The sequence below is a fragment of the Pseudocitrobacter sp. RIT415 genome, from assembly GCF_003057695.2.
Lineage (GTDB): Bacteria > Pseudomonadota > Gammaproteobacteria > Enterobacterales > Enterobacteriaceae > Pseudocitrobacter > Pseudocitrobacter faecalis.
The window spans coordinates 182,717-208,612 of sequence record NZ_QBJC02000001.1; the positions used below are offsets into that span (position 1 = coordinate 182,717).

Sequence of the window (25,896 nt, forward strand, 5' to 3'; positions counted from 1 at the left end):
ATTAAGCATAGCGTGGAGTAATGTAAATAATAATAAACAGCATTTTAATACCTACAAAAAAAGCGGCGAATGCCGCTTTTTTCATCAGGTTACGCCGTTCGGGCGACCGCATCGCGTGAGGCGGCGTCGCGCTCCTCGCCAGTGAGTTCGCTTAACTGGCCATTGTGCATCTCCAGCAGGCGATCGGCATGAATAAAGTAATGGTCGTCGTGGCTGATAGCAAAAATAGTTTTGCCCATCTGCTGCATCAGCGGGAGTAATATTTGATAGAACTCACGGCGGAAGTGTGGATCCTGATCGGCGGCCCACTCATCCAGCATAATGATGTCTCGCTCTTCCGCTAAGGCCAGCAGCAACGCCACGCGCTTCTTCTGCCCTTTCGAGAGTTTAAGGTCAAGGATTTTGCCGTTTTCCAGTTTAACCTTATGCCCCATTTTCAGCTGTTCCAGCCACTTATCCACCAGCGCCGGGTCGGCCTGTTTTCCTTCCGGCCCCAGCAACTGGTCAAACAGCCACACGTCCGTGAAGACCGCCGAAAATAGCTTGCGGTAATCTTCCGGTTTGTCCGCTGCCAGCGGTTTACCGTCCAGCAAAATTTGTCCTTTAACCGGTTGATAGAGCCCGGTAAGCAGCATCGCCAGTGTCGATTTACCGCTGCCGTTGCCGCCAATCAGGAACACCAGTTCGCCGCGATGGAGCGTCAGGTTAATCGGGCCGACGGCGAACGTGTTGTCTTCATAATGAAACTCCACATCGCGCAGTTCGAGCGTTTGCCAGTTCGGATACGCTTTCGGCACCGGAAACTCCGGCTGGTAAGGCGCAAGCGAGAAGGTGTTGAGCTTTTTGAACGCCACCTGCGCACTGAGCAACGTCGGCAGTGCGCCTACGGCAGAGAGCAGCGGCGTACGCAGGAACAGCAGCGTCAGCGAGTACGTCGCCGCCACGGCGGTATCCGCCCAGCCCAGACTGTTTGCCATCCAGAAGACCAGCCCGATGGCGCCCAGCATCATAATGTTCGACCAGTTCACCGCGCTCAGGTGGAAGGTGTCGGCGCGCACAATGTGGTGACGGTAGTTTTTCGCATCCGGAATATAGAGCTGATTAAAGACATACTCGGCGCGCTCCCGGTTGAGCGTGAGCTCTTTGCGCCCTTCGAGCACGGTTTGATAATCCTGATACAGCGCATCTTCCGTCTCACGCAGAATCGCCATATGTTTATAGACCCGCGCCACCAGTACAAAACCGCCCCAGATGGTCAGCGCCATCCACAGCACCGTGACCAGCAGCATTTTCGTCGACAGAAACGCCAGGTAAGCGGCGGAACCAAAGGTCAGGATAATCCCCTGCACCAGTTCCGGCAGACGTACGAAAGCGATGGTGATCGCGCGCACATCGCTGGTCAGGCCCGCCAGCAGCGCCGCGCTGCCGAGCTTTTCGATGCGTTCAACCTGCGTGTCCAGAATACGTTTAATGAACTCGCTGCGCAGACGGTAAACAAAGTGATGTCCAAGGGTCGTCAGCGCCAGTTGCGAACCGAGCGTGACCGCCATCAGCAGTAGCAGTAGCCCGAGAAACTCTGGCAGCACTGTCAGCGACATATCGACCGTCGTGATTAAACGCAGGTTAATAAAGGCAATCAGCCCAATCCCCAACGCTGCGCTCAACAAACTCAGCGCCATGACGGCAATAAATGGCCAGCGGTACTGGCGCCACACAAGCAGGAGAAGTTCCATAAAACAGCAATCCGGAAAAGAAAAACAGCGAGCAGTGTAAACTGCCTTACGAGTACATCAAGAATAATTCTTATTTTTATTCTTTATTACCCGCATGACGAAAAGAGAGGTTATAGCGCAGTGGGCCAACCTGCGGATGGTGACCCGGTTTGAGCGGCTGAATACCGTGATAAAAGAGACGCGATTCGCCGCCCCACACCACCACATCGCCGTGCTCCAGCAGCACGCGCTGGAGGGGATCGTTACGCTTCAGGCCGCCAAACTGAAACACGGCGGGCAAGCCCAGTGAAACCGACACAATCGGCGCACTCAGCGTAGCTTCGTCTTTATCCTGATGCAGCGACAGTTTCGCCCCTGGAAGATAGCGGTTAATCAGGCAGGCGTCCGGCGAAAAATCAGCATAGCCCGCAAGCGAAGCTGCCTCCCGCGCCAGATTGAGGAAAACATCCGGCATGGAGGGCCAGGCGTTGCCCGTCAGCGGATCGCGCGGCGTGTAGCAGTAGCCGTGCAGATCGGTGCTCCAGCCCAGCGGGCCGCAGTTGGTCATCGCTACCGACATGGTATAGCCGCCGGGCGTCACCATCTGGCGAAACGGCGACAGCGCGGCAACCTGGTCAATCGCCGCCAGCAGTTCGCTGGACTGGCTTAACGCCTGGCGGCGAAGAATGATCGCGCCAGCCGCCAGTGGTTCCTGCCAGGGCGCTTCATCAGCAAAGAGATCGAGCATTATTTCCCTCCGGCATTTTTCTCATCGGCCAGCAGCGCGGCTTTTCGCTCCACGCCCCAGCGGTATCCCGACAGACTACCATCTTCACGTACCACGCGATGACAGGGAATCACAATCGCCAGTTTGTTCGCCGCGCACGCGCCAGCCACCGCGCGAACGGCTTTCGGTTTGCCGATGGCGGTGGCAATTTGTTGATAGCTGCGTGTTTCGCCTGGCGGAATCGCGCGTAGCGCCTGCCAGACCTGCTGTTGAAAGGCGGTGCCGCGAATATCCAGCGGTAAATTCAGCGGCAACTGTTGATCGTCCAGGCGCATCACCACTTCATAAATTTGCTGGTGAAAAGCCGGGCTGCCCTGCTGTGATTGTGCAGAAGGGAAAAGCCGCCGCAGTTCGGTTATGAGTTCCACATCGTTATCGCCTAATAACACGGCGCAGATACCGCGCGCGCTTAGCGCCACCAGACAACGTCCGAAACGGCAATCTTCCAGCGCATAATGAATAATGGCGTCTTCACCGCCGCGCCGAAACTGTTTTGCCGTCATACCCAGAAGCTGGTCGGCATGGCGATAGTAGCTGCTGCTGTCCGGGAAACCAGCGTTGAGGACAGCATGAGTCACCGCTTCGCCTTCCGTCAGCGCTTCACGCAGGCGCCGGGCACGCCACGCCTGCTGCCACGCTTTCGGCGTAACGCCGGTGACTGATTTAAACAGACGATGAAAATGGTAGGGGCTGACAGCCACCGCCTCGGCCAGGGTGTCCAGCGTCACGGGCGCATCCTGTTCGAGCATCCGGCAGGCTATCGCCACTTTGTTCACTTTTTGCAGTTGCGGATCGAGCGTATCCGGCTGGCAACGTTTGCAGGGGCGAAAACCCGCTTTTAGCGCCGCTTCGGCATCAGGATAAAAATGTACATTCTGGCGCAACGCATGGCGCGCTTTGCAGGAGGGGCGACAAAAAATACCGGTGGTACGAACCGCAAACACAAACTGCCCGTCGGCTCCGGCATCGCGCGCAAGCACCGCCTGCCAGCGGCGCTCATCAGTATGAAAAGTGTGAGATGTCATATCAGGCTCCTCCAGTAAGTGTATGACGACTTTGCCCTGGAGGAGACAGCAAAAAACCAGCAATCTTGCTTTTTAATTTTCACCGCTCACCAGAAACGCTTTGAACTGCGGCGACATCCAAGTGGTGAAGTTATCACCCTCTTTCATGATCATGTACACCGCCAGCCCCTGCTCGCGCACCACTTCTTTGGCTCTTTCCGGGCCAAGAACCATCAGGCCGGTATCCCAGGCATCGGCTTCCAGCGCCGTCGGCGCAATCACCGTCACCGAAACCAGCTTATGGGTAATCGGCCGGCCCGTTTGCGGGTCGATGACGTGCGAAATGCGCTGGCCGTCCAGCTCATAATAATTTCGGTAGCTGCCGGATGTGCTGATCCCATGACCGTTGATATCGACAATCGCCTGGACGGCGTTCTCTTTGTCCGTCGGTTTTTGAATCGCCACGCGCCATGGGCGGCCTTCCGCATTCATGCCGCGGCTGGAGAGCGCACCACCAACAGACACCAGATAGCGTGAGATCCCCTCCTGCCCCATCAGGCGCGCAAGATGATCCGCCGCATAGCCTTCGCCAACGGTCGACAGATCGACATAGAGTTCCGGGAGATCCTTTTGCAGATACTGGCGACCTGCGGTGTTAATGACCGTCAGATGCTGCAAGCCAGTTTTGGCTTTTGCCGTATCGATTTGTTCCTGCGTCGGCGTGCTGACAGGCTGTTTATCCGGGCCGAAGCCCCACAGATTGACCAACGGGCCGACGGTCACATCCATCGCACCCTGGGTTTTTTGCCCAATGCGCAGAGATTCGGTGACGATATCCGCCATGGCTTCGGTAACTGGCCACGGCGCGGTACTGGATGAGAGATTAAAGCGCATCAGCGCGGAATCGTTTTTCCACGTTGAGAGTAGCTGGTCGTCGCCATCAAGCTGCGTCTGAATTTTTTCGCGTAGTTCATCGGCACGTTTTTTGTCGATATCCACCACGCTCACGCGCCAGAAGGTACCCATTGTTTTACCTTCGAGCACCGTTGCGGTTTGGGTTGGCGATGTGGAGGTGCTGGCATTATCGCAGCCAGCCAGAAGTAACGCGGCGCTTACCAGGGCCGCACGTAAAATATTCATTTCCATCCGTTATTATTTCTCCTGCAATGCGCGCAAGAGTACACCAATTCATCTAAACAGGGCATAAAAAAAGGAGCCTTTCGGCTCCTTTTCTGTCGGTTTGCAGTCGATTAGAACTGGTAAACCAGACCCAGTGCTACGATGTCATCGGTAGAGATGCCAGCAGCGCGGGTGAAGGTGTTGTCATCCAGCAGGTTGATTTTGTAATCAACATAGGTAGACATGTTTTTGTTGAAGTAGTAGGTCGCACCAACATCAACATATTTAACCAGATCCTGATCGCCGTAGTCACGACCACCTACAGTACCCAGGTCTTTACCTTTGGACTGCAGATAAGCAACGGACGGACGCAGACCGAAGTCGAACTGGTACTGTGCAACAACTTCGAAGTTCTGCGCTTTGTTAGCGTAACCGCCGAAGGTAGCGTCACCGAAGCGAGTTGCGTTGTAAGTCTGGGTGTACTGCGCAGCCAGGTAGATGTTGTTCGCATCATATTTCAGGCCACCGGTATAAGTGGTTGCTTTGTCGCCTTCGCCAAATGCCAGATTGTTGTTCTGAGCATCAGTACGTTTAGAGCTGGCAATCGCACCACCCACGCTGAAGCCTTCGCCGATGTCATAAGACAGGGAGCCGCCGAAGCCGTCACCGTTCTGTTTCAGTTCTTTACGACCGTTGTTGGTCTGGCCTTCGCCAGACTGGCTACCGTTTTTACCCTGATACTGCAGAGCAAAGTTCAGGCCATCAACCAGACCGAAGAAGTCAGAGTTGCGGTAGGTTGCAACGCCGTTAGCACGCTGCTGCAGGAAGTTGTCAGAACCGTAGGTGTCGCCGCCGAATTCCGGCAGAACGTCGGTCCAGGAAGTGATGTCGTAAACAACGCCGTAGTTACGACCGTAGTCGAAGGAGCCTGCATCACCGAAACGCAGACCAGCGAATGCCAGACGAGTCCACGCCTGATTGCCGGAATCTTCAGTGTTGTTCGCCTGAACGTTGTATTCCCACTGGCCGTAACCGGTCAGCTGGTCCTGGATCTGAGTTTCACCTTTAACGCCGATACGCATGTAGGTCTGGTCGCCGTCAGCGCTGTTGTCATCGGAGAAATAGTGCAGACCAGCGATTTTACCGTACAGATCTAATTTGTTGCCGTCTTTGTTATAAATTTCAGCCGCATTTGCTGCGCCCGCTACCAGCAGAGCTGGTACCAGGAGGGACAGTACTTTAACTTTCATGTTAATAACCCTCTGTTATATGCCTTTTTATATGCCACTGCTTACTGGTCAACCCTCATTAACCAGTCGGCAAACCCATTGTGCTGCAAAATGCAGAATAATCCAACACCAAAATGATACTAAAACCTTAAAGGTGTTTCATTTATCCATATAGATGTTTCAAAATGTAAATTTTGCGGAACTTTTTTTCGCACAAATCGGTAAGAAAAATAGCACGGATAAACAAAGAGCCAGAAAATAACTGCTAACAATCAATAACTTAAAATTGGTTACAGGTATAGCACTGAATGGTAAAACAAAAGTTTCACCCGCAACTAAAATAGATATCGCTATCATCATTAACTTTATTTATTACCGTCATTCAGTTCTGAATGTCTGTTTACCCCTATTTCCACCGGATGCATCGCATCCGGTTTTTTTTACCTTTCTTTACGTAACTTTAATCCTCGCATACTTACGCTTGTGAACAATAACGTTCATTAATTAATCACACATGGCATTGATAACAAATTGCTAACATAATTTTCATAAAATATTCCGTTTTAATGCCAGCCGTTTTTACCTGACTAAAACGCCTCTTTTCCTCTTCTATATTAGCCGCGCGTATTTGCCCATTTCAGAGGCTGAAAAACGCGGAAGTATGGCAATTGGCACAGTTCCCTTTATACTGCCTGCTGTACTCTCACCTGTTACACAGAATTTGACGTGGGTTCGCCGCGCAAAACAGGTTAAGACGTTTCACGCTCACCTAAGTCTGAGCATATTCTCATTCAGATGCCGTTATGATGGGTTACACACGCCAATGAGTCAGTCTGACAAGAAAACGTCCGGTAAATTTTCCCTGCTGCCGGGCAGCATCACCCGCTTCTTCCTGTTAATGATCATCGTGTTGCTGGTAACGATGGGCGTGATGATTCAGAGCGCGGTTAACGCGTGGCTGAAGGACAAAAGCTATCAGATAGTCGACATGACCCACGCTGTACATAAGCGCATTGATACCTGGCGTTATGCGACCTGGCAGATTTACGACAACATTGCCGCCGCCCCCTCAACTGCCACGTCCAGCGAAGGGTTACAGGAAACGCGTCTGAAGCAGGACGTCTACTATCTGGAAAAACCACGACGCAAAACCGAGGCGCTAATTTTCGGTTCCCACGACAGCTCGACGCTGGAAATTACCCAGCGCATGTCCACTTATCTCGATACGCTGTGGGGCGCAGAGACTATCCCGTGGTCGATGTATTACCTGAACGGCCAGGACAACAGTCTGATCCTGATTTCTACGCTGCCGCTCAAAGATCTCTCTTCCGGTTTTAAGGAGTCGACGGTCGGAAACATCGTCGATTCGCGCCGTGCCGAAATGCTCCAGCAGGCGAACACGCTGGACGAACGTGAAACCTTCTCTTCCCTGCGCCGCCTGGCGTGGCAAAACGGTCATTACTTCACCCTACGCACCACCTTTAACCAGCCGGGACATCTTGCGACGGTGGTGGCGTTTGATCTGCCGATTAACGATCTGGTGCCGCCGGCGATGTCGCTCGACAGTTTCCGACTGGAGCAGGATCCTTCGCAGAACGCCCTGCGCAGCCAGGATAAAGAACCCAGTGATAGCGTCGCGATAAACTTTAACAGTTCGCGTATTGAGATCTCTTCGTCGCTGAATTCAACCGGCATGCGTCTGGTGTGGCAGGTACCGTTTGGCACGCTGCTTCTGGATACCTTCCAGAACATCATGCTGCCGTTACTGCTCAATATCGGCCTGCTGGCGCTGGCGCTGTTCGGTTACTCCACGTTCCGTCATCAGACGGGCCGCAAAAGCGCAGCCTCCGCACCGGTATCCGGCGCGAATAACGAGCTACGTCTACTGCGCGCGATCAATGAAGAGATTGTGTCGCTGCTGCCGCTGGGGCTGCTGGTGCACGATCAAGAATCGAACCGTACGTTAATCAGTAATAAAATCGCCGATCACCTGTTGCCGCACCTTAACCTGCAAAATATCACCAGCATGGCGGATCAGCATCAGGGCGTAATTCAGGCCACCATTAATAATGAGCTGTACGAAATCCGCCAGTTCCGCAGCCAGGTCTCACCTCGGATGCAGATCTTCATTATTCGCGATCAAGACCGCGAAGTGCTGGTGAATAAAAAGCTCAAACAGGCGCAGCGTCTGTATGAGAAAAACCAGCAGGGCCGCGCGGCCTTTATGCAAAATATCAGCGACACCTTAAAGCAGCCGATCAAAACACTGGCCGCCGAAGCCGCGGCGATAGATACCAGCGAAAGCCAGAAGCTGGCGAACAACGCCGATCTGCTGGTGCGTCTGGTGGATGAAATTCAGCTCGCCAATATGCTGGAAAATGACAGCTGGAAGGGCGCGTCCACACTCTTCTCGCTACAGGATTTAATTGATGAAGTGGTGCCTGAAGTCCTGCCCGCCATCAAACGTAAAGGCCTGCAACTGCTGATCAACAATCAGCTACCGGCCAAAGAGCAGCGTCATGGCGATCGCGATGCCTTGCGCCGCATTCTGTTGCTGCTGATTCAGTACGCGGTGACCACCACGCAAATCGGCAAAATCACGCTGGAAGTGAACGCCGATGAGTCTGCGGGTGAACGGCTGACCTTCCGCATTCTGGATACCGGTAACGGCGTCTCCCATGGGGAAATCGACAATTTGCATTTCCCGTACCTGAATGACACGCAGTCTGACCGTTACGGAAAAGCGAACGCCCTCACCTTCTGGCTGTGCGATCAGTTAGCGCGCAAGCTGGGTGGACATCTGAATATTAAAGCGCGCGAATCACTGGGCACCCGTTACTCACTGCACGTAAAAATGGCCCCACGCGAAGAGGAGAGCGAACAGGAAGAGCGCCTGCTGGATGACGTGGTTGCCATGGTGGATATCACCTCTAACGAGATTCGTACTATCGTGACGCGTCAGCTGGAAAGCTGGGGGGCGACCTGCATCACGCCGGACGAAAGAGCGACGAGTCAAGAATTTGATATCTTTTTAACAGATAATCCGTCTAATCTTACTGCTTCGGGCTTGCTTTTAAGCGATGATGAAGCTGGGATACGCAAAATTGGCCCTGGCCAATTGCGGGTTAACTTTAATATCAGTAATGCTATGCAGGACGCGGTCCTTCAGCTTATTGAAGAGCAACTGGCACAGGAAGAGGTCACGGAATCACCTCTTGGCGGCGATGAAAACGCCGAACTTCAGGCCAGCGGCTATTATGCGCTGTTTGTTGATACGGTACCGGAAGATGTTAGCAGGCTGTATACTGAATGCGACGCGCGTGATTTCGCCGCGTTGGCACAGACAGCCCACCGCCTGAAGGGGGTGTTTGCTATGCTTAACCTGGTTCCTGGCAAGCAGTTGTGTGAAACGCTTGAGCATTTAATTCGCGAGAAAGATGCTCCGGCCATAGAAAAATATGTCAGCGACATTGACGCCTACGTCAAGAGCTTGCTGTAGCAAGGTAGCCTTTATTATGAACAATATGAACGTAATTATTGCCGATGATCATCCGATAGTTCTGTTTGGTATTCGTAAATCACTGGAACAAATCGAATGGGTCAACGTTGTCGGCGAATTTGAAGACTCCACCGCGCTGATTAACAATTTACCGAAACTGGATGCACATGTCCTGATCACCGACCTTTCCATGCCGGGCGATAAATATGGCGATGGGATCACGCTTATTAAATACATTAAGCGTCATTTCCCGGGCATTTCCATTATCGTTCTGACCATGAATAACAACCCGGCGATTCTGAGCGCCGTGCTGGATCTGGATATCGAAGGTATTGTCCTGAAACAGGGTGCGCCAACCGACCTGCCGAAAGCGCTGGCCGCGTTGCAGAAAGGGAAGAAATTCACCCCGGAAAGCGTCTCTCGCCTGCTGGAGAAAATCAGCGCTGGCGGCTATGGCGACAAACGTTTGTCACCAAAAGAGAGCGAAGTATTGCGCCTGTTCGCGGAAGGCTTCCTGGTAACCGAGATTGCCAAGAAACTGAACCGCAGTATCAAGACCATCAGTAGCCAGAAGAAATCAGCGATGATGAAACTGGGTGTGGAAAACGATATTGCTCTGCTGAACTATCTCTCCTCTGTCACGCTATCCCCGACAGATAAAGAGTAATGCTCTATGAATCCCCCGGCCAGCCGGGGGATTTTTTTATCTTACGACTCCCGCGTTTTTCTCACCCGCGCCGCATAGACCGCCAGCGTTTGCTTCAGCACATCCAGCGTCACCGGTTTTGACAGGCAGCTATCCATCCCTGACTCCAGGCAGCGCTGCTTCTCTTCCGCCAGGGCGTTGGCAGTCACGCCGACAACCGGCAGCGTCAGGCCAAGCTGACGAATACGCTGTGTTAAACGATAGCCGTCCATATTTGGCATGTTGACGTCGCTCAGCACGATATCAATATGATTTTTGCTCAGCACATTGAGCGCATCAACACCGTCATTCGCCGTCATGCACTGATAGCCAAGCGTACCCAACTGATCTGCCAGAAGACGACGGTTGATAGGATGATCGTCCACCACAAGGATCATCATATCGTCATTGCTGTCGGCGGTCACATCGTGCGCCGATGAAGACTCTGCGTGATCCGTGTTGCCGACTTTGATGCGGTAAATGCGCCCCAGCAGGGCCATTAACTCGTGCGGCGAAACAATACTGTGTACCCATTCGCCCGGCGCTCGTTCGAGAGGGATCCCGATATGGCGACGGCAGAAGATCACCGCCGCCTTGCCCGTCCACGGTTTTTCCAGGTCATCGTCGGTTATCAGCAGATCATCCTGCGCCGGTTCTTCACCTTCGTAGCGTTGAACGTCCACGCCGTGCCAGGTCAGCAGCGTTTCAATAAACTGATACAGAGACTCGTTGCGAATCGCCAGCCAGCAGCGTTTTTGCGCCAGCGCATCAATCACCAGCGGCGTGGCAGCCTGCGCGCCATAGAGCGGAATACGCACCGTAAACTGGCTACCCATGCCCGGTTCTGTGTCGACGGCAATATCACCGTCCATCATATTGATGAGCTTCTCACAAATCGCCAGACCCAGCCCAGTGCCCTGGAAGTTGCGCTGCACGCCGGTTCCGACCTGGAAGAACGGGTCAAACAGGCGCACCACCTCTTTCGCCGGAATGCCTACGCCGGTATCACGGATGCTGATACTCAGGTAATCACCTACGCGTTTGAGATGCAAAATGATGCAGCCAATATCGGTAAACTTGATGGCATTACTCAGAATGTTGGAGATAACCTGCTGCAAACGCATCGGGTCGCCAAGCATCTGCGGCGGCACGTTTGGCTCGATAAAGCAGTACATTCCAACCCGTTTACGCACGACCAGCGGCAGATAGTTGGCGGTAATGTGATTCATCACCTCTTTTGGTGAGAATTCGCGCGGCTCGATTTTCAGCTGCTCTGATTCAATTTTCGAGAAATCAAGAATGTCGCTGATGATTTTCAGTAGCAGGCTCGAGGAGTTGTTCATTGCCGTCACCAGACGCCCGACGCCTTTTGGTAACTCTTTGGTTTGCAACAAATCAAGGTTACCAATGATGCCGTACAGCGGCGTGCGCAGTTCATGGCTGACGGTGGCGAGGAACATCGATTTCGATTGGCTGGCCTGTTCTGCCGCCTGCGCCATCTCCTGCAACGACTCTTCCATTTTGACGCGCGAACTGACGTCAACCAGCACGCAAATCGCCACGTTTTCATTGCGATAACGCGAATGCACGAAGCTGATTTGCAGGTTAGTGTTGTTACTGGTCAACACATCGACAAAGTTAACCTGTTGACCACAGATAATCTGCGTTAAGCGCTGCCGATCTTCATGCGTCAGCATATTCAGATAGTTATGCGCGAGTTCATTACTCAGGATATTAGTACCGTCCTGGGTACGCAGAATACAGATCCCTACCGGGGCGGAGGCGACGATTTTACGATTGAACTGCTCATGCTCTTCCAGACGTTGAGCGTCAGACTCGGCAGGAATAAATATCCGTCGCTCGTACATTCTCGCCATTGTGAACAGCGCGACCCCGGTCAGGATATTAAGCAGCACGGCGTTGAGGATCAGCATGCGGATGCGCTCAAGCACTAAATCAACCGGTACCGAATACACAATGCTGAGCGACGATGGCGGCAGATTCTTTTTCAACACCAGTTCACGGAAGCCGCTGCTGTAGCCAAACCACGCGCGTTCCTGCATCCAGCGCTGGTCGATACGCAGTTTGCTATCCGGGCCCGTGAGCGAAATCAGTGAATCGCCGTTTTCATCAAGAATCGTCACGCCAATTGGCAAGCTACCCGGCGTGAAGAAGTTTTCCATGCGAATAGTTTGCTCAACGCCCAGCAGCGCCTGCAAACGGTTTGCCAGATACACCGGCGTTAAGGCATAGAAATAGCCAACGCCCGGGCGCGGGCCCTGGCTTATCCAGAACAGGTTGCTACCGCTCTCATCCTGCGGCGCACTACGGTACTTCACGATGCGATCGTGCAGGGTTTTCAGCGCCTGGTTACGTTCAATGGGCATATCCCGCAGGCCAAAATTCGCCATGCACAGGTTTTCACTGCCAATTAAAAAGACGCGGTTGAGATCGTAGGCGGCGGAGAAATTGTCGCGCCAGTAGCGCAGAAACCAGGAAAGCGACTCCAGCGAGCCGCGCCACGCATCGTCCAGCGCGGAACAATCAGAATCGGTGAACAGTGGTTCGAAGTCAGGGACTTCGGTATTCTCTTTTATCGCCGTGGGCGGCAGTACGCCATTCGTCGCCGTGAGACGATTTTCAGCAATGTACTTCAGCTCTTTGATGACATCCGACGTACGCTGAATATAGCGCTGCGCCTGATCGGAACTCAGATTAAATTCCTGCCGTATTTCTGACTCTTTCTGATGCAAGGCATTCACGATATAGAAAACCGATGCGAGGGCAATCAGCAACCAGAGTAGCAGCGCCAGCGCCCGGAACAGGTAGCGTGAGACTTTAAGCGTCGTACGAAAGGAGACAAGATATTTCAAGGGGGCGAAACTCCGCCATCAAAGGCTAACAGGATGTGGTTAAGGTAACGGGAAAACCCATTTGTCGCAACGCAGAAAAAAGGCCGGTTTATAACCGGCCTTTATTGGTACGTCTCACGATTTACTCGTCAGCGTCATCCGCTACGTCGTCATCGGTGTCCGTTTCCGGTGCGATTTCATCGTCACCTTCTGCGGCGCTGCCGTCAATGGCGTCGAGTTCTTCGTCATCAACCGGTTCAGCCACACGTTGCAGACCCACTACGTTTTCATCTTCCGCAGTACGGATGAGGATCACGCCCTGGGTGTTACGACCGACGATGCTCACTTCGGAAACACGGGTACGCACCAGCGTACCGGCATCGGTGATCATCATTATCTGATCGCAATCATCAACCTGCACCGCGCCCACAACGGAACCGTTACGCTCGGTCACTTTGATCGAGATAACGCCCTGCGTCGCGCGTGACTTGGTCGGATACTCTTCCGCCGCAGTACGTTTACCATAGCCATTCTGGGTAACGGTCAGGATTGCGCCTTCGCCACGAGGAATGATCAGGGAAACGACTTTGTCTTCACCTGCCAGTTTAATGCCGCGTACACCGGTCGCTGTACGCCCCATGGCGCGGACGGCGTCTTCTTTGAAGCGCACCACTTTACCGGCAGCAGAGAACAGCATGACTTCATCGGAACCGGACGTCAGGTCAACGCCAATCAGTTCATCGCCTTCGTTCAGGTTCACGGCGATAATACCGGCAGAACGCGGACGGCTGAACTCGGTCAGCGCCGTTTTCTTCACGGTACCGCTGGCGGTCGCCATAAAGACGTTCACGCCCTCTTCGTACTCGCGTACCGGCAGAATCGCAGTGATACGTTCGTCGGCTTCCAGCGGCAGCAGGTTGACGATCGGACGACCACGTGCGCCACGGCTGGCTTCCGGCAACTGATAAACTTTCATCCAGTACAGACGACCACGGCTGGAGAAGCAGAGGATCGTGTCATGGGTGTTCGCCACCAGCAGGCGGTCGATAAAGTCTTCTTCTTTAATGCGTGCTGCTGATTTGCCTTTCCCGCCACGACGCTGCGCTTCGTAATCGGTAAGCGGCTGATATTTGACGTAACCCTGGTGAGACAGAGTCACGACAACATCTTCCTGGCTAATCAGATCTTCGATGTTGATGTCTGCGGTGTTAGCCGTGATTTCTGTACGACGATTATCGCCAAACTGCTCACGCACCAGCTCCAGCTCTTCGCGGATCACTTCCATCAGACGATCGGCGCTGCCCAGAATGTGCAGCAGTTCAGCGATCTGCTCCAGCAGCTCTTTGTATTCGTCGAGCAGTTTTTCATGCTCCAGGCCGGTCAGTTTCTGCAGACGCAGATCCAGAATCGCCTGTGCCTGCTGTTCGGTCAGGTAGTATTTACCATCACGAACGCCGAATTCCGGCTCCAGCCACTCAGGACGCGCGGCGTCATCACCGGCGCGTTCCAGCATGGCGGCAACGTTACCCAGATCCCACGGCTGTGCGACCAGGCCTGCTTTCGCTTCCGCAGGGGTCGGCGCACGACGGATCAGTTCAATGATCGGGTCGATGTTCGCCAGCGCAACGGCCAGTGCTTCAAGGATGTGCGCACGATCGCGCGCTTTACGCAGTTCGAAAATGGTACGACGTGTCACCACTTCGCGACGGTGACGCACGAACGCGGAAAGAATATCTTTCAGGTTCATGATCTTCGGCTGGCCATGGTGCAGTGCCACCATGTTGATGCCGAAGGAAACCTGCAACTGAGTCTGGGAGTAGAGGTTGTTGAGAACCACTTCACCCACCGCGTCACGTTTCACTTCAATCACGATACGCATACCGTCTTTATCAGACTCGTCACGCAGCGCGCTGATGCCTTCCACGCGTTTATCTTTCACCAGTTCGGCGATTTTCTCGATCAGGCGCGCTTTGTTCACCTGATACGGAATTTCATGCACGATAATGGTTTCGCGGCCAGTTTTCGCGTCAGTTTCCACTTCCGCGCGAGCACGAATGTAGATTTTGCCACGACCGGTACGGTAGGCTTCTTCAATACCGCGACGACCATTGATGATGGCGGCCGTCGGGAAGTCCGGGCCCGGAATGTGTTCCATCAGCCCTTCGATGGTGATGTCTTCATCATCGATATAGGCCAGACAGCCATTGATCACTTCCGTGAGGTTGTGTGGCGGAATGTTCGTCGCCATACCTACCGCGATACCGGAAGAACCGTTGACCAGCAGGTTGGGAATTTTCGTTGGCATGACGTCCGGAATTTTTTCCGTGCCGTCATAGTTATCCACGAAGTCTACCGTCTCTTTTTCGAGATCGGCCATCAGCTCATGGGCAATTTTCGCCAGACGGATTTCCGTATAACGCATTGCCGCCGCGGAGTCGCCGTCGATAGAACCGAAGTTACCCTGGCCGTCAACCAGCATGTAACGCAGTGAAAACGGCTGCGCCATACGGACGATGGTGTCATACACCGCGGAATCACCATGGGGATGGTATTTACCGATTACGTCACCAACGACACGGGCAGATTTTTTATAGGCTTTGTTCCAGTCATTGCCCAATACGTTCATGGCGTAAAGTACGCGACGGTGTACCGGCTTCAGGCCATCTCGGACATCCGGCAGCGCACGGCCAACAATGACCGACATCGCGTAATCCAGATAGGAGCTCTTCAGCTCTTCCTCAATGTTGACCGGTGTAATTTCTCTCGCAAGGTCGCTCATCTAACCGCTATCCCTCTACTGTATCCCGGATTCAAAGGTCGCAAATTATAACACAACCGCGTAAAGACAGGTAAACCTATAGCGTTCTGCCGGAGCTTTATTCGCGTCGTTGTGCTGATATACTCGCGGTAATAATGAAATAAGGACCAGGAGTGCCCATGAATGCCGAAAAAAACACGTTAGCGCCCAACGTTGACCACGACGAGATTGCCAAATTTGAAGCCGTGGCTTCGCGCTGGTGGGATTTGGAAGGCGAGTTTAAACCGTTGCACCGGATCAACCCCCTGCGTCTGGGCTATATCGCCGAACGCGCTGACGGCCTTTTTGGCAAGAAAGTGTTGGATGTCGGCTGCGGCGGCGGCATTCTGGCCGAGAGCATGGCGCGTGAAGGCGCACAAGTCACCGGCCTGGATATGGGCTTCGAACCATTACAGGTGGCACGTTTGCACTCGCTGGAATCCGGGATTCACGTCGATTACGTGCAGGAAACGGTCGAAGAACATGCCGCGAAACATGCGCAGCAATATGATGTGGTCACCTGCATGGAAATGCTGGAGCACGTGCCAGACCCGCAATCGGTCGTAAAAGCCTGCGCACAGTTGGTGAAGCCGGGCGGTCACGTCTTCTTTTCCACCCTGAACCGCAACGGCAAATCCTGGCTGATGGCGGTCATCGGTGCAGAGTACATTCTGAAAATGGTGCCAAAAGGCACGCATGATATTAAGAAGTTTATCAAGCCTGCCGAACTGCTGCGCTGGGTCGATGAAACCAACCTGCGCGAGCAGCATATGATCGGCCTGCACTACAACCCGCTGACCAACACCTTTAAGCTGGCTCCGGGCGTTGATGTTAACTATATGTTGCATACAACGGACAAAAATAGCTGACATCAGAAGATATTCTTATATAGATTTGCGCTGCATCAAGCAGCGCTATCCTCCCTGTCGATGAAGAAATCGGCACTCGATCAAATTTTCATTTTTTTTTGCAAATCGTTGACATCCCTTACAGCCCTTACTGCGTGCGGACTTAGCCTTTTTTACGCTTTCTAAACCTCAATTTAACCTCAAAATCAACTCTTGTATGAGAAAGAAAGCAGACTAGAATACTCACCATATAGCGTTTCACTTATCAAAGAACCCCCATATATAGTATTTATCCACAGACTTAGCCACAAGCAACGTTTGTGGATAAGTGGGGGGATATTTCCTTTTCACGGACAGGTAAAAAGCACATGAATCAGAGTCTGCTGGTGACTAAGCGTGATGGCCGCACTGAGCGCATCAATCTCGATAAAATCCATCGAGTGCTCGACTGGGCGGCTGAAGGTCTGGAAAACGTCTCTATCTCTCAGGTTGAACTGCGTTCTCATATTCAGTTCTATGATGGGATTAAAACTTCCGATATCCATGAAACCATCATTAAAGCTGCAGCCGATCTGATCTCCCGCGACGCCCCGGATTACCAGTACCTGGCCGCACGCCTGGCGATTTTCCACCTGCGTAAAAAAGCCTACGGCCAGTTTGAGCCGCCGAAGCTGTTCGACCACGTACTGAAAATGGTTGAACTGGGTAAATACGACAATCATCTGCTGGAAGACTATACGGAAGAAGAGTTCAAGCAGATGGACTCTTTCATTGTCCACGACCGTGATATGACCTTCTCTTACGCTGCTGTAAAACAGCTTGAAGGCAAATACCTGGTACAGAACCGCGTAACAGGCGAAATCTACGAGAGCGCCCAGTTCCTCTATATTCTGGTTGCCGCGTGCCTGTTCTCAAACTACCCGCGCGACACGCGTCTGAGCTACGTTAAACGCTTCTATGATGCGGTTTCTACGTTCAAGATTTCTCTGCCGACGCCGATTATGTCCGGCGTGCGTACCCCGACTCGCCAGTTCAGCTCCTGCGTGCTGATCGAGTGCGGTGACAGCCTGGACTCCATCAACGCCACCTCCAGCGCGATCGTGAAATACGTTTCCCAGCGTGCCGGTATCGGCATTAACGCCGGTCGCATCCGTGCGTTGGGTAGCCCGATCCGTGGCGGTGAAGCGTTCCACACCGGCTGTATCCCGTTCTACAAGCACTTCCAGACGGCAGTGAAATCCTGCTCTCAGGGCGGCGTGCGCGGCGGTGCGGCAACGCTGTTCTACCCGATGTGGCATCTGGAAGTGGAAAGCCTGCTGGTACTGAAAAACAACCGCGGCGTCGAAGGCAACCGCGTGCGTCACATGGACTACGGCGTGCAGATCAACAAACTGATGTACACCCGTCTGCTGAAAGGCGGCGACATCACGCTGTTCAGCCCGTCTGACGTTCCTGGCCTGTACGACGCGTTCTTCGCCGATCAGGACGAATTCGAGCGCCTGTACGTGCAGTATGAAAACGACGACAGCATCCGTAAACAGCGCGTGAAAGCGGTTGAACTGTTCTCGCTGATGATGCAGGAACGCGCCTCCACTGGCCGTATCTACATCCAGAACGTCGACCACTGCAACACCCACAGCCCGTTTGATCCGGCGATTGCGCCAGTACGCCAGTCTAACCTGTGCCTGGAAATAGCCCTGCCGACCAAACCGCTGAACGACGTTAACGACGAAAACGGCGAAATCGCCCTCTGTACGCTTTCTGCGTTTAACCTGGGTGCTATCAAAGATCTGAGCGAGCTGGAAGAACTGGCCGTGCTGGCGGTGCGTGCGCTGGATGCGCTGCTTGATTATCAGGATTACCCAATTCTGGCCGCTAAACGTGGCGCCATGGGTCGTCGTACTCTGGGTATTGGCGTCATCAACTTTGCATACTGGCTGGCGAAAAACGGTAAACGTTATTCCGATGGCAGCGCCAACAACCTGACGCACGAAACGTTCGAAGCGATTCAGTACTATCTGCTGAAAGCCTCTAACGAACTGGCGATCGAACAAGGCGCATGCCCGTGGTTCAACGAAACCACCTACGCCAAAGGTATTCTGCCGATCGATACCTACAAGAAAGATCTGGATGCGATCACCAGCGAACCGCTGCACCTTGACTGGGAAGCCCTGCGCGAGTCTATTAAGACCCACGGTCTGCGTAACTCCACGCTCTCTGCCCTGATGCCATCCGAGACATCATCGCAGATTTCCAACGCCACCAACGGTATTGAACCGCCGCGCGGCTACGTCAGCATCAAAGCGTCGAAAGACGGTATCCTGCGTCAGGTTGTGCCGGACTACGAACACCTGCACGACGCGTATGAACTGCTGTGGGATATGCCGAACAACGACGGCTACCTGCAACTGGTGGGTATCATGCAGAAATTTATCGATCAGTCGATTTCTGCCAACACCAACTATGATCCGTCACGCTTCCCGTCAGGGAAAGTGCCGATGCAGCAGTTGCTGAAAGACTTGCTCACCGCCTATAAATTTGGCGTGAAAACCCTGTACTATCAGAACACCCGCGACGGGGCTGAAGATGCACAGGATGACCTGGTGCCGTCTATTCAGGACGATGGCTGCGAAAGCGGCGCGTGTAAGATCTGATCATTATTTCCCCCTCACCCCGGCCCTCTCCCGGAGGGAGAGGGTGAAAAGCGCACCGAGCCATTCCCTCTCCCTCCGGGAGGGGGTTAGGGTGAGGGGGCATTAAAACCACAGGACACATTCATGGCATATACCACCTTTTCACAGACGAAAAATGACCAGCTCAAAGAGCCGATGTTCTTCGGCCAGCCGGTCAACGTGGCCCGCTACGATCAGCAAAAATACGACATCTTCGAAAAGCTGATTGAAAAGCAGCTCTCCTTCTTCTGGCGGCCGGAAGAGGTTGACGTCTCCCGCGACCGCATTGATTACCAGGCGCTGCCAGAGCACGAAAAACATATTTTCATCAGCAACCTGAAGTATCAAACGCTGCTCGACTCCATTCAGGGCCGTAGCCCGAACGTCGCGCTGCTGCCGCTGATCTCTATTCCGGAACTGGAAACATGGGTGGAAACCTGGGCGTTTTCAGAAACTATCCACTCCCGCTCTTACACCCATATTATCCGTAACATCGTCAACGATCCGGCGATTGTGTTTGATGATATTGTGACCAACGAGCAGATTCAGAAACGCGCGGAAGGCATCTCCAGCTACTACGACGAACTGATTGAGATGACCAGCTACTGGCATCTGCTGGGTGAAGGCACGCATTCGGTGAACGGCAAAACCGTTACCGTCAACCTGCGCGAACTGAAGAAAAAGCTCTACCTGTGTCTGATGAGCGTTAACGCGCTGGAAGCAATTCGTTTCTATGTCAGCTTCGCCTGCTCCTTCGCGTTTGCGGAACGTGAGCTGATGGAAGGCAATGCCAAAATCATTCGCCTGATCGCTCGTGACGAAGCGCTGCACCTGACCGGCACGCAGCATATGCTGAACCTGCTGCGCAGCGGCGTCGATGACCCGGAAATGGCAGAAATCGCGGAAGAGTGTAAACAGGAGTGTTATGACCTGTTCGTGCAGGCGGCCCTTCAGGAAAAAGAGTGGGCAGATTACCTGTTCCGCGACGGTTCGATGATCGGCCTGAACAAAGATATTCTTTGCCAGTACGTGGAATACATCACCAACATCCGCATGCAGGCGGTAGGTCTCGATCTGCCCTTCCAGACACGTTCTAACCCAATCCCGTGGATCAACACCTGGCTGGTGTCCGATAACGTGCAGGTGGCACCGCAGGAAGTGGAAGTGAGCTCTTACCTGGTCGGTCAGATTGACTCTGAAGTTAACACCGACGACCTGAGTGATTTCCAGCTCTGATGAGCCGCGTTATCCTTCGCATCTCTGGCACACAGCTAGTGTGCCAGGATGAACACCCTTCTCTGCTGGCGGCGCTGGAATCTCACAATGTTGCGGTTGAATATCAGTGCCGCGAAGGCTACTGCGGATCATGCCGCACGCGGCTGGTCACGGGTCAGGTCGACTGGCTGACGGAGCCGCTGGCATTCATTCAGCCAGGCGAGATTTTGCCCTGCTGCTGCCGGGCGAAGGGTGATATTGAAATAGAAATGTAGAAAGGCGTGAGACCTTAATCAGGCCGGATAAGGCGCACGCCGCATCCGGCAGTTTTTCCTCACAATGCGTAATAGTACGCTTTCACCTTTTCCCAATCTGCTTTCGGAATCGGGTCGAGGTATTTTTCCAGCTGCGAGAAGTCATGATGAATCGCTTTTTCGCGACTCAGACGACGACGGCTTTTCTCAAGATCGAGGAAACCAGCTTCTACCGTACCTTCCGTTTTGACATAGATATGACGCACATAGCAACAACCGTGCTGACGATTCACGCTGTGCATCTTTTTGAAAGCCACGGCAACGGCCTTCAGCATGGCTTCACGGACGTCGTCCGGGAAAGGGGTAACCGCATGCTGATGATACCAGTCGCCAATGCTGATAAAACCTTTCATGTCTTCGGTGACCAACAACGCGCGCCATTCGCCATCAATCTTCATCGCTTTGCCATAAACGATCTTCGGCACGATAACGCCCGCTTTTTCGAGATCTTTAATCACGGCAATTTCACGCACAATGGTCGGGCGACCAAACGGATAGCGAACCGAGCGGAACAGGTGCTGGGTCATACGCTTCACGTACAGTTTTTTACCATCACGCTCAATACACTGGACGCCACTCATTCCGTTTCGGCGGTAGTTCGGCTCTTCAACCCAGTCACCTTCTGTCGCCCACCACTGATTAAATTCATCCAGTCCATTTGACACAGCCATTACTTGCCTCGCCCGCTATCGCTTAAACATTACCAAAAGTGAATCATATAATACCTTTATCAAAGCGCTTAGCATTTATCTGTTCATCTCATTTTTAGGCCCGCAATGCGCGAAAACGAAAGCAATAAGTTCGAATGTGCGCAACATCAAACAAATTCTCCACAAATTATGGCCTACTGAAGACAAGGATATTGTTATGTAGGGGCAGGAAAATGCAGCAATCAGGGGAGTACGATGCGATTATCATCGGCGGTGGCGCCACCGGCGCGGGAATTGCCCGCGACTGCGCACTGCGTGGCCTCAAGGTCGTCCTGGTCGAACGCCACGACATTGCCACTGGCGCGACCGGACGCAACCACGGTCTGCTTCACAGCGGCGCACGCTACGCCGTCACCGATAGCGAATCGGCACGTGAATGCATCAGCGAAAACCGTATTCTGAAACATATCGCCCGCCACTGCATTGAGCCCACCGGCGGGCTGTTTATCACCCTGCCGGAAGATAGCCTCGACTTTCAATCGACCTTTTTACAGGCCTGCGCAAGCGCGGGTATCGACGCGCAGGCGATCGATCCTCAGGAAGCGTTACGTATCGAGCCGGGCGTTAACCCGGCGTTGATTGGTGCGGTAAAGGTACCTGACGGCACCGTTGATCCCTTTCGCCTGACGTCGGCAAATATGCTCGATGCGCGTGAACATGGCGCTGACATTCTCACCGGTCATGAAGTCATTGGGCTGATTCGCGACGGCGCGAACGTGCGTGGCGTACGGTTATGCGCTCGCCAAACAAAGGAAACGCGTGAGCTTCGTGCGCAAGTCGTGGTGAACGCCGCCGGTATCTGGGGGCAACGCATCGCCGAGTACGCCGACCTGAGCATTCGCATGTTCCCGGCCAAAGGATCCCTTCTCATTCTCGATCATCGCATCAACCAGCACGTGATTAACCGCTGCCGCAAACCAGCTGATGCCGATATTCTGGTGCCGGGTGATACCATTTCGTTGATTGGCACCACCTCCATGCACATTGATTACAATGAAATTGACGATAACCGCGTCACCGCCCAGGAAGTGGATACGCTCATCCGCGAAGGTGAAAAACTGGCGCCGCGCATGGGCCGCACGCGCATTCTGCGCGCTTACTCAGGCGTGCGCCCGTTAGTGGCCTGCGATGACGATCCAACCGGGCGCAACGTCAGCCGCGGCATTGTGTTATTCGATCACGCGCAGCGCGACGGTTTAGAGGGATTCATTACCATCACCGGTGGCAAACTGATGACCTATCGCCTGATGGCCGAATGGGCCACCGACGCGGTGTGTCGCAAAGTCGGAAACACGACATCGTGTACCACCGCCGCAACACCTTTACCCGGTTCACGTGAAAGCCAGGAGAAAACACTCCAGCGCATCATCTCTCTGCCCGCGCCACTGCGGGGTTCCGTGATTTATCGTCACGGCGACCGCACGCCAGGCTGGATCGGCGACAACCGCCTGCATCGTAGCCTGGTATGTGAATGTGAAGCCGTTACGGCAGGCGAAGTGCAGTATGCCGTAGAAAACCTGAATGTTCGCAATCTGCTCGATCTGCGTCGTCGCACCCGCGTCGGTATGGGCACGTGTCAGGGCGAATTGTGCGCCTGCCGCGCGGCGGGTCTGCTGCCACGTTTTCACGCCACCAATGCCAGCCAGTCGCTGAAACAACTGTCCGATTTCCTTAATGAGCGCTGGAAAGGCGTGCAGCCAATCGCCTGGGGCGATGCGCTGCGCGAAAGCGAACTGACACGCTGGGTTTATCAGGGGCTATGCGGGCTGCAAAAGGAGCATCAGGATGAAATTTGATACGGTTATCATTGGCGGCGGCCTGGCCGGGCTCGTGTGCGGATTACAGCTTCAGTCACAAGGCTTGCGCTGCGCCATTGTCAGCCGCGGGCAAAGCGCGCTGAACTTCGCATCAGGCTCGCTGGATCTCCTGAGCAAGTTGCCCGATGGGCAGCCTGTTGAGGATGTGCTTCTCGGCCTGAAAGCATTAGTGCGGCAAGCCCCTGAGCATCCTTACAACAAAGTGGGCTGCGAGAACGTTTTCTCGTACGCCCGTCAGGCACAAGCGCTGTTCAGCGCTTGTGGTATCGATTTTCAGGGCGACGCCGGGCAGCCGCATCAACGTGTGACTCCACTGGGCTTGTTGCGCAGCGCCTGGCTCAGCCCACGTGAGACGCCGCGCTTCCCGCCCGTTGCCAGCAAAGTCCGTATTGTGGGAATAACCGGCTTTCTCGATTTTCAGGCTCCGCTTGCCGCTGCATCATTACGCAAACAGGGCCTCGACGTTGATTCGGTTGAAATCGACCTGCCGCAACTGGATGTACTGCGCGAAAACGCCAGCGAATTCCGCGCGGCAAACATCGCACGCCTGCTCGACCAGCCGGAACAATGGCAACCGTTGTACGATTCGCTCGCTCCGCTGGCAGAAGGTTACGATGCCCTGTGGCTTCCGGCCTGTTTTGGCGCCAGCGATAGCCAACTGTATGACTGGCTTTCCGCAAAGCTCAGCTGCGCGCTCCATCTACTGCCAACGCTCCCACCATCCGTACCCGGCATGCGGTTACAGGCGCAGCTTCAGCGGCAGTTTATCCGCGCGGGCGGCGTGTGGATGCCGGGCGATGAGGTACAAAAAGTGACGCTGGAACATCAACGCGCCACCGCTGTCTGGACGCGTAACCACGCAGATATTCCCCTGCGTGCACGTTATGTCGTGCTGGCGAGCGGCAGTTTCTTTAGCAACGGATTAATCGCCAACCGTGAAACGATTCGCGAGCCGGTGCTTAATCTCGATGTGATGCAGGCGGCAACCCGCGCATTATGGTCTCGACCGGATGTTTTTGATCCTCAGCCCTGGCAGCAGTTCGGGGTTGCGACCGATGCAATGCTGCGCCCGGCCATTGGTGGACAGCAACTGGAAAATGTGTTTGTGATTGGTTCGGTGCTGGGCGGCTGCGATGCCATCGCTCAGGGCTGTGGCGGTGGCGTTTGTGCGGTGACGGCACTTCATGCCGCGCAGCAAATCGCCCTGCTGGTGGGAGGTGAAGCATGAGTAACGGCCTGTTCGAGAATTGCATCAAATGTACCGCCTGCACCACGGCCTGCCCAATCAGCCGGGTGAATCCGCGTTATCCGGGGCCGAAACAGGCAGGGCCGGACGGCGAACGGCTGCGCCTGAAAGATGGCGCGCTGTATGACGAGGCGCTGAAATATTGCATCAACTGCAAACGCTGCGAAGTGGCCTGCCCGTCCGATGTCAAAATTGGCGATATCATCCAGCGCGCCCGCGCGCGCTATGACGTCACCACGCCGTCATTGCGTAACCGCATACTCAGCCATACGGATCTGATGGGGCAGATGTCGACGCCGTTTGCGCCTCTGGTGAATGCGGCAACGGGGCTGAAGCCCGTGCGTCATCTGCTGGATGTAGCGCTTAAAATTGATCATCGCCGCACGCTGCCAAAATACTCCTTCGGCACCTTCCGCCGCTGGTATCGCAGCGTGGCAAAACAGCAGGCGCAGTTTGCCGAGCAGGTGGCATTTTTCCATGGCTGCTACGTCAACTACAACCATCCGCAATTGGGCAAAGATTTGATTAAGGTGCTGAATGCGCTGGGAACAGGCGTCCAGTTGTTGAGCAAAGAGAAGTGCTGCGGCGTGCCGTTGATTGCTAACGGTTTCACCGATAAGGCGCGCAGGCAGGCGCAAAGCAACGTCGCGTCACTGCGCGAGGCCATTGAAGATAAATCGCTGCCGGTTATCGCGACCTCTTCCACCTGTACCTTTACCCTGCGCGATGAATATCCGCATCTGCTGAATGTCGATAACGGCGGCCTGCGCGAGCATATCGACCTTGCCACGCGCTGGCTGTGGCGAAAACTGGACGAAGGCAAAACGCTGCCGCTAAAACCGTTGCCGCTGAAGGTGGTGTATCACACACCGTGTCATATGGAGAAAATGGGTTGGACGCTGTACACACTGGAACTGCTGCGGCAAATTCCCGGGCTGGAGCTTACGGTGCTCGATTCCCAGTGCTGCGGTATTGCCGGTACCTATGGCTTTAAATCGGAGAATTACCCCACGTCCCAGGCCGTCGGCGCGCCGCTGTTCCGACAGATAGAGGAAAGCGGCGCAGATATCGTGGTGACCGATTGCGAAACCTGTAAGTGGCAAATCGAGATGTCCACCAGCAAGCGCTGCGAACACCCGATTACGCTGCTGGCGCAGGCGCTGTCGGCATAAACCGAGGACAAAGCCTGATGCGCTTTGCTTATCAGGCCTACCGGGTCAGGTGAAATGTGTAGGCCGGATAAGGCGCAGCCGCATCCGGCAATGCCACCGGCACAAAGCCTGATGCGCTTCGCTTATCAGGCCTACCCGGTCAGGGGAAATCTGTAGGCCGGATAAGGCGCAGCCGCATCCGGCAATACCACCGGCACAAAGCCTGATGCGCTTCGCTT

At 54.1% G+C, this 25,896-nt stretch carries 17 protein-coding genes; 9 read left to right on the forward strand and 8 right to left on the reverse strand.

The window, feature by feature from the left end; translation table 11 throughout:
• Positions 1 to 89: 89 nt before the first annotated feature.
• The 5 genes from DBY68_RS00810 to DBY68_RS00830 form a co-directional block, all read right to left on the reverse strand.
• Positions 90 to 1,733 carry a multidrug ABC transporter permease/ATP-binding protein gene (locus DBY68_RS00810; RefSeq protein ID WP_108473623.1) on the reverse strand — a complete coding sequence of 548 codons (1,644 nt, stop codon included), beginning with the start codon at positions 1,731 to 1,733 and terminating at the stop codon, positions 90 to 92.
• Positions 1,734 to 1,809: 76 nt separating this feature from the next.
• Positions 1,810 to 2,460: a DNA oxidative demethylase AlkB gene (gene alkB / locus DBY68_RS00815; protein WP_108473622.1), complete on the reverse strand. Its 651-nt coding sequence runs from the start codon at positions 2,458 to 2,460 to the stop codon at positions 1,810 to 1,812.
• Entirely contained in the window at positions 2,460 to 3,524 is a 1,065-nt protein-coding gene (gene ada, locus DBY68_RS00820) for a bifunctional DNA-binding transcriptional regulator/O6-methylguanine-DNA methyltransferase Ada (protein WP_108473621.1), read from the reverse strand. Before ada ends, alkB begins: the two co-directional genes overlap by 1 nt.
• A 72-nt stretch (positions 3,525 to 3,596) precedes the next feature.
• Positions 3,597 to 4,649, reverse strand: coding sequence for an FAD:protein FMN transferase ApbE (gene apbE / locus DBY68_RS00825; protein ID WP_108473620.1), 1,053 nt, complete (start codon positions 4,647 to 4,649; stop codon positions 3,597 to 3,599).
• 104 nt (positions 4,650 to 4,753) lie between these two features.
• Positions 4,754 to 5,872, reverse strand: coding sequence for a porin OmpC (locus DBY68_RS00830; RefSeq protein WP_108473619.1), 1,119 nt, complete (start codon positions 5,870 to 5,872; stop codon positions 4,754 to 4,756).
• An 802-nt stretch (positions 5,873 to 6,674) separates the two neighbouring features.
• On the opposite strand from DBY68_RS00830, the gene rcsD reads away from it, so the two are divergent.
• The gene (gene rcsD / locus DBY68_RS00840) at positions 6,675 to 9,350 is read left to right on the forward strand and encodes a phosphotransferase RcsD (protein ID WP_108473618.1); all 2,676 of its coding nucleotides are present in this window, start codon (positions 6,675 to 6,677) and stop codon (positions 9,348 to 9,350) included.
• 16 nt (positions 9,351 to 9,366) lie between these two features.
• Positions 9,367 to 10,017 (forward strand): response regulator transcription factor RcsB, encoded by a 651-nt coding sequence (rcsB, locus tag DBY68_RS00845; protein WP_015963687.1) that lies wholly within the window; start codon positions 9,367 to 9,369, stop codon positions 10,015 to 10,017.
• Between the two features lie 41 nt (positions 10,018 to 10,058).
• Here rcsB and rcsC read toward each other — a convergent pair whose 3' ends face one another.
• Together rcsC and gyrA are read right to left on the reverse strand one after the other, a co-directional pair.
• On the reverse strand, positions 10,059 to 12,908 hold the full coding sequence (gene rcsC / locus DBY68_RS00850; protein WP_108473617.1) for a two-component system sensor histidine kinase RcsC: 2,850 nt from the start codon (positions 12,906 to 12,908) through the stop codon (positions 10,059 to 10,061).
• 121 nt (positions 12,909 to 13,029) lie between these two features.
• On the reverse strand, positions 13,030 to 15,666 hold the full coding sequence (gyrA, locus tag DBY68_RS00855; protein ID WP_108473616.1) for a DNA topoisomerase (ATP-hydrolyzing) subunit A: 2,637 nt from the start codon (positions 15,664 to 15,666) through the stop codon (positions 13,030 to 13,032).
• 158 nt (positions 15,667 to 15,824) lie between these two features.
• Between gyrA and ubiG the strand changes: the two genes are divergently transcribed.
• The 4 genes from ubiG (at position 15,825) to yfaE (ending at position 20,694) form a co-directional block, all read left to right on the forward strand.
• Positions 15,825 to 16,553, forward strand: a complete 729-nt coding sequence (gene ubiG, locus DBY68_RS00860) for a bifunctional 2-polyprenyl-6-hydroxyphenol methylase/3-demethylubiquinol 3-O-methyltransferase UbiG (protein WP_108473615.1) — start codon at positions 15,825 to 15,827, stop codon at positions 16,551 to 16,553.
• Between the two features lie 347 nt (positions 16,554 to 16,900).
• Positions 16,901 to 19,186, forward strand: a complete 2,286-nt coding sequence (gene nrdA, locus DBY68_RS00865) for a class 1a ribonucleoside-diphosphate reductase subunit alpha (RefSeq protein WP_108473614.1) — start codon at positions 16,901 to 16,903, stop codon at positions 19,184 to 19,186.
• A gap of 123 nt (positions 19,187 to 19,309) precedes the next feature.
• Complete coding sequence (gene nrdB / locus DBY68_RS00870) at positions 19,310 to 20,440, forward strand: class Ia ribonucleoside-diphosphate reductase subunit beta (RefSeq protein WP_108473613.1); 1,131 nt, start codon at positions 19,310 to 19,312, stop codon at positions 20,438 to 20,440.
• Positions 20,440 to 20,694, forward strand: coding sequence for a class I ribonucleotide reductase maintenance protein YfaE (gene yfaE, locus DBY68_RS00875; RefSeq protein WP_108473612.1), 255 nt, complete (start codon positions 20,440 to 20,442; stop codon positions 20,692 to 20,694). Before nrdB ends, yfaE begins: the two co-directional genes overlap by 1 nt.
• A gap of 59 nt (positions 20,695 to 20,753) precedes the next feature.
• Here yfaE and inaA read toward each other — a convergent pair whose 3' ends face one another.
• Complete coding sequence (inaA, locus tag DBY68_RS00880) at positions 20,754 to 21,404, reverse strand: lipopolysaccharide kinase InaA (RefSeq protein WP_108473611.1); 651 nt, start codon at positions 21,402 to 21,404, stop codon at positions 20,754 to 20,756.
• 212 nt (positions 21,405 to 21,616) lie between these two features.
• Between inaA and glpA the strand changes: the two genes are divergently transcribed.
• The 3 genes from glpA to glpC are packed head-to-tail and all read left to right on the forward strand — an operon-like array spanning position 21,617 to position 25,678.
• Positions 21,617 to 23,239, forward strand: a complete 1,623-nt coding sequence (gene glpA / locus DBY68_RS00885) for an anaerobic glycerol-3-phosphate dehydrogenase subunit A (RefSeq protein ID WP_108473610.1) — start codon at positions 21,617 to 21,619, stop codon at positions 23,237 to 23,239.
• Positions 23,229 to 24,488 (forward strand): glycerol-3-phosphate dehydrogenase subunit GlpB, encoded by a 1,260-nt coding sequence (glpB, locus tag DBY68_RS00890; RefSeq protein WP_108473609.1) that lies wholly within the window; start codon positions 23,229 to 23,231, stop codon positions 24,486 to 24,488. The genes glpA and glpB overlap by 11 nt, the downstream gene beginning before the upstream one ends.
• Positions 24,485 to 25,678 (forward strand): anaerobic glycerol-3-phosphate dehydrogenase subunit GlpC, encoded by a 1,194-nt coding sequence (gene glpC / locus DBY68_RS00895; protein ID WP_108473608.1) that lies wholly within the window; start codon positions 24,485 to 24,487, stop codon positions 25,676 to 25,678. The genes glpB and glpC overlap by 4 nt, the downstream gene beginning before the upstream one ends.
• Positions 25,679 to 25,896: the final 218 nt, after the last annotated feature.